At 70.4% G+C, this 4,224-nt stretch carries 3 protein-coding genes; 2 read left to right on the top strand and 1 reads right to left on the bottom strand.

Annotation, left to right across the window (positions count from 1 at the left end; translation table 11 throughout):
- On the top strand, window positions 1-1,086 hold a 1,086-nt coding region (locus L2I41_RS21360), incomplete at its 5' end, for a sigma-54 interaction domain-containing protein (protein WP_237155652.1).
- A gap of 22 nt (window positions 1,087-1,108) precedes the next feature.
- Here the strand turns inward: L2I41_RS21360 and L2I41_RS21355 are convergent.
- A complete protein-coding gene (locus L2I41_RS21355; RefSeq protein ID WP_237155651.1) occupies window positions 1,109-3,814 on the bottom strand; it encodes an EAL domain-containing protein in 2,706 nt (901 codons plus the stop codon).
- A 55-nt stretch (window positions 3,815-3,869) separates the two neighbouring features.
- Here L2I41_RS21355 and L2I41_RS21350 point away from each other — a divergent pair.
- A partial coding sequence (locus L2I41_RS21350) for a hypothetical protein (protein WP_237155650.1) occupies window positions 3,870-4,224 on the top strand: 355 nt, incomplete at its 3' end.

The following is a 4,224-nucleotide window of genomic DNA, read 5'->3' as shown; positions in this document are numbered from 1 at the left end:
CCGCTGTGCCGCTGCACCGGACGCCACGCCGCCGCCTGGGGCGACGCGCGCGCCGAGGAGATCGTGCCGCCCGGCCCGGTGCGGCCGCGCTTTGCGGCGACCGCCGTCGATGCGCAGGCGTCGGCGGCCATCGGCGCCTCGGCGAGCTTCCTGCGCGCCCGGCAGATGCTGGAGCGGGCGGCGGCCACCGAGGCCACCGTGCTGTTCATGGGGGAAAGCGGGGTGGGCAAGGAGCTGTTCTCGCGCATGCTGCATGACGCCTCGCGCCGGCGCGCCGGACCCTTCGTTGCCGTCAACTGCGCCGCCCTGCCCGAGACGTTGATGGAGGCCGAGCTGTTCGGCGTGGAAAAGGGCGCCTTCACCGGCGCGCAGGCCTCGCGGCCGGGCCGGTTCGAACGGGCCAACGGCGGCACGCTGTTCCTCGACGAAGTGGGCACGCTCACCCTGTCGGCGCAGGCCAAGCTGTTGCGCGCGCTGCAGGAACGGCAGATCGATCGTGTCGGCGACACGCTGACGCGCAGCGTCGACGTGCGCGTGGTGGCGGCCACCAATGTGGACCTGCGCGAGGAAGTGCGCGCCGGCCGCTTCCGCGAGGACCTCTATTATCGGCTCAACGTGGTGCCGATCGACCTGCCGTCGCTGCGCGACCGGCGCGACGACATCCCGCTGCTGATCGATCATTTCCTGAAGGTCTACAGCCAGCGCTACGGCAAGACTTCGGCCGGCTTCACGCCGCGGGCCATGGCGACGCTGCTCGACTATGACTATCCCGGCAACATCCGCGAATTGCAGAATCTCGTCGAGCGCGGCGTGATCTTCTCCGACGAGGCCGGGCGCATCGACGTTCCCCATGTCTTCCGCCCCGGCGACCGCCTGCCGGCCGGCTCGGCCATGGTGGAGGGCAGCCGCATCCGCACCGGTGCGCCGAGCGAGGCGCCGGCGACGCAGAGCTTCGAGGAGCTGGAACGTGAAGCCTATCGCACCGCGCTTGGCGCAGCCGGCGGCAACATCTCCGCCGCCGCCCGCAGCCTGGGCCTGCGCCGTCCGCAGCTGGAGTATCGGCTGCGCAAGCACGGGCTGGCGTGAGGCCGGGGGGGCAGGGCTGCCGTCACAAGGGATTGTCGCGGCGCAGAAGTTCCGTGATCTCGGCGTTGGAAATGGCCTTGGAGAACAGCCAGCCCTGCCCGATGTCGCAGCCGAGGCCGGCGAGACTCTGGCGCTGGGCGTCGGTCTCGATGCCCTCGGCCACCAGCGCTAGGCCGAGATTGTGGGCGAGATGGATGATGCCGTCGGCCATGGCCAGCGCCTGCGGCTTTGTGGCAATGTGATCCACGAAGCTCTTGTCCATCTTGAGCTTGGACAGGGGCAACCGGTTGAGATAGCCGAGCGAGGCATAGCCGGTGCCGAAATCGTCGAGCGCGAAGTTGACGCCGAGGCCGCGCAAGGCAGCGAAGGTGGCCGCGATGGTGTCGGTGGCCGCGACGAAGACGGACTCGGTGATCTCGAGGTCCAGCCGGCCCGGATCCAGCCCCGAGGCGGAGAGCGCCTGCCGCACCGTGGCGGGCACATCGCCGGCCTGCAGGTCGATGGCGGAGACATTGACGGCGATGCGGATGGGCCGGGGCCAGGCAACGGCGTCGGCGCAGGCGCGGGCGATGGCCCAGGCGGTCAGCTGGTGGATCAGGCCGCTCTGCTCGGCGATGGGGATGAACACGCCCGGCGACACCGGCCCGCGCGTCGGGTGAAGCCAGCGCATCAGCATTTCCGCGCCGACCACGCGTGAGGTGCCAAGGTCGACCTGCGGCTGGTAGGCGGCGACAAGCTCTCCCCGATCCAGCGCCTGGCGCAGCTCCTGCTCGAGCTGCAGCCGCTCGAGGTCTTCGGCTTCCATGCCCGCGTCGAACACCACGGAGCCGCCGCGACCGGCCTTGCGGGCGCGCGACAGGGCGAGGCTGGCCCGCCCCAGCAGACGCGCGGCGTCGGGGGGCGTTCCTGCGGCTTGACCGGCCACGCCAAAGGCGGCGCCAAGGGAAATGCGATGGGCGTTGACGATGGCCGGTTCGGCAAGTTCGGCGGTGAGTTCGGCGACAAGGGCCTCGGCCGCGTCGACCGGGCCCGGCAGGGAGATGGCGAACTCGTCGCTGCCGATGCGGGCCACCGTGCCGCGCCCAGCCAGCCGCCGGCCAATCCGCTTGCCGACTTCGATCAGCACCTGATCGCCGGCCGCTTCGCCGAAGGCGTCATTGATGCTGCGGAAGCGATCGAGATCGAGACAGACGAGCGTGCCTTCGCCCGCGGTGAGGCCTTCGAGGAGGCCGCTGCGATTGGGCAGTCCGGTCAGCGCGTCCTGCAAGGCGATGCGCCGCATGCGCGCGGCGGCCTTGCGGCCTTCGGTGACGTCGCGCAGGGTGATGCAGACATAGGACAGCGCGCCCTGCCGGCGTGCGCCTTCCATCTCGAAGGCCGCAAGCGCGCATTCGAGGATCTGGCGGCGACCGTCGGGAGAGACCACTTCGATGTCGTCGACAAGCGGGGTGTCCCGCTCCGCCGCCTCGGCGCGGACCTTGTGCAGCAGGACCGTCAGCGCCGGCGGCAGCGCCGCGCCGCTGGCGGCCGGCCCCAGATGATTGCGGGCCGCCCGGTTGCTGCGCACCACCTGATCGGCCTGATCGAGGATGAGGATGGCGTCGAAGCCGTCGTCGACGACCCGCTGCAGCAAGCGGTCGGCGTTGGATTTCTCGATGCGGGCGATCCGCAGGAGCACGCCGCGAACGTCATATTCGCGCAGCAGCATCAGGGCGAGAAGACAGATGATGGCGACGTCGAGCGCGGCGGTGTCGAGCACGGCGGCAAGCGAGATCTGCAGAATGGCGGCCGCGGTTTGGGTGACGGCGGCGAGACCGAGGAGGCCGATCATGGCCGGGCGCATCGGCAGCATGGACAGGCCGAGCGCCAGCGCCACCAGCAGCAGGATCGCGGCAGGATGGGCGTCGGCGGTCAGGTTGCGCAGCTGGAGCAGGGTTTCGGCGGCGAGCGCGATCACTTCGGGCCCGGCCAGGATGCCCCAGCGCGGCACCTGGAGGAAGTCGTGCAGCTCGACTGCGGTCGCGCCGATGATCACCGTCTTGCCGGCTACCGCCGCCGCGCTCACGTCACCCGACAGGAGATCGGCCGCGGAGAGGTGGACCAGCGCCCGGCGATCAATGGAGAAATCGATGACGATGGGTCGATCGAGCTCCGAGACGCCGGCCAGCAGGCCTGGAAGGGCCTCGATGGTCTCGCCCTGAAAGGACAGGCGCTCGGTGAAGGTGCGCACCCGGCCGTCGCCGTCGACGGGCACGTTGACAAGGGCCGGCCAGCCAGCGGCCAGAAGGGCGTCGATCGGCTTGTTCAGCGTCATCTCGGCCGTTCCGGTGCCGGCCCGTTGCGCAAAGCTTGCGAGGAAGATCGGGCTGTCGGAGCGGGCGATGGCGTCGGCAAGCCTGGCGTCGGCCTGCGGCGTCGAGCGGGCGCTGAAGTCGATGTCCAGGGCAATCTGGGCGGCCTTGAGCGTTCGCAGCCGGTCGATCAGATCGGCGTAGACGCCGCGATCCCAGGGCCAGGTGCCGACCTTGGCCAGACTCCGTGCGTCGATGTCCACCAGCACGATCTGGCCGGTGGGCGGGCGCGAGGCAAGGGAAAAGCGCTGGTCGACCTGCCAGCGGTTGAGCCAGTCAAGGGCGCCGGTCGCCCACAGCAGGGCCAACAGCGTGGTGACCAGACCAAAATGAAGGGCGACGCGGACCGCGCTTGGACGGCTGCGGGTTGGCACCACGATCTGGGTCTCCCTTCACGACCTGTCGGTTGACTGCCGATCAGTCCGGCTTGCCATGTCCCTTGTCGCCGCCGCCATGGCCGCCGCCGTGATCGCTGCCGCCGCCGTTGCCGCCGCCGTTGCCGCCACCGTTGCCACCGCCGTTACCGCCGCCGCCGTTACCGCCACCGTTGCCACTGCCGGAGCTGTTGTCGTTTCCGCCACTGTTGTCGTTACCGCTGCCGTTTCCACCGCCGTGGTCGTTACCGCCGCCGTTTCCACCGCCGTGGTCGTTACCGCCGCCGTTTCCACCGCCGTGGTCGTTACCGCCGCCGTGGTCGTTGCCGCCGCCGTTTCCACCGCCGTGGTCGTCGCCGCTGCCGTTTCCACCGCCGTGGTCGTTACCGCCGCCGTGGCCGTTGGCGGCGCCG

Origin of the sequence: Oryzibacter oryziterrae, from assembly GCF_021864535.1 — a bacterium.
GTDB lineage: Bacteria > Pseudomonadota > Alphaproteobacteria > Rhizobiales > Pleomorphomonadaceae > Pleomorphomonas > Pleomorphomonas oryziterrae.
This window is presented reverse-complemented; position numbering and strand designations above follow the sequence as displayed.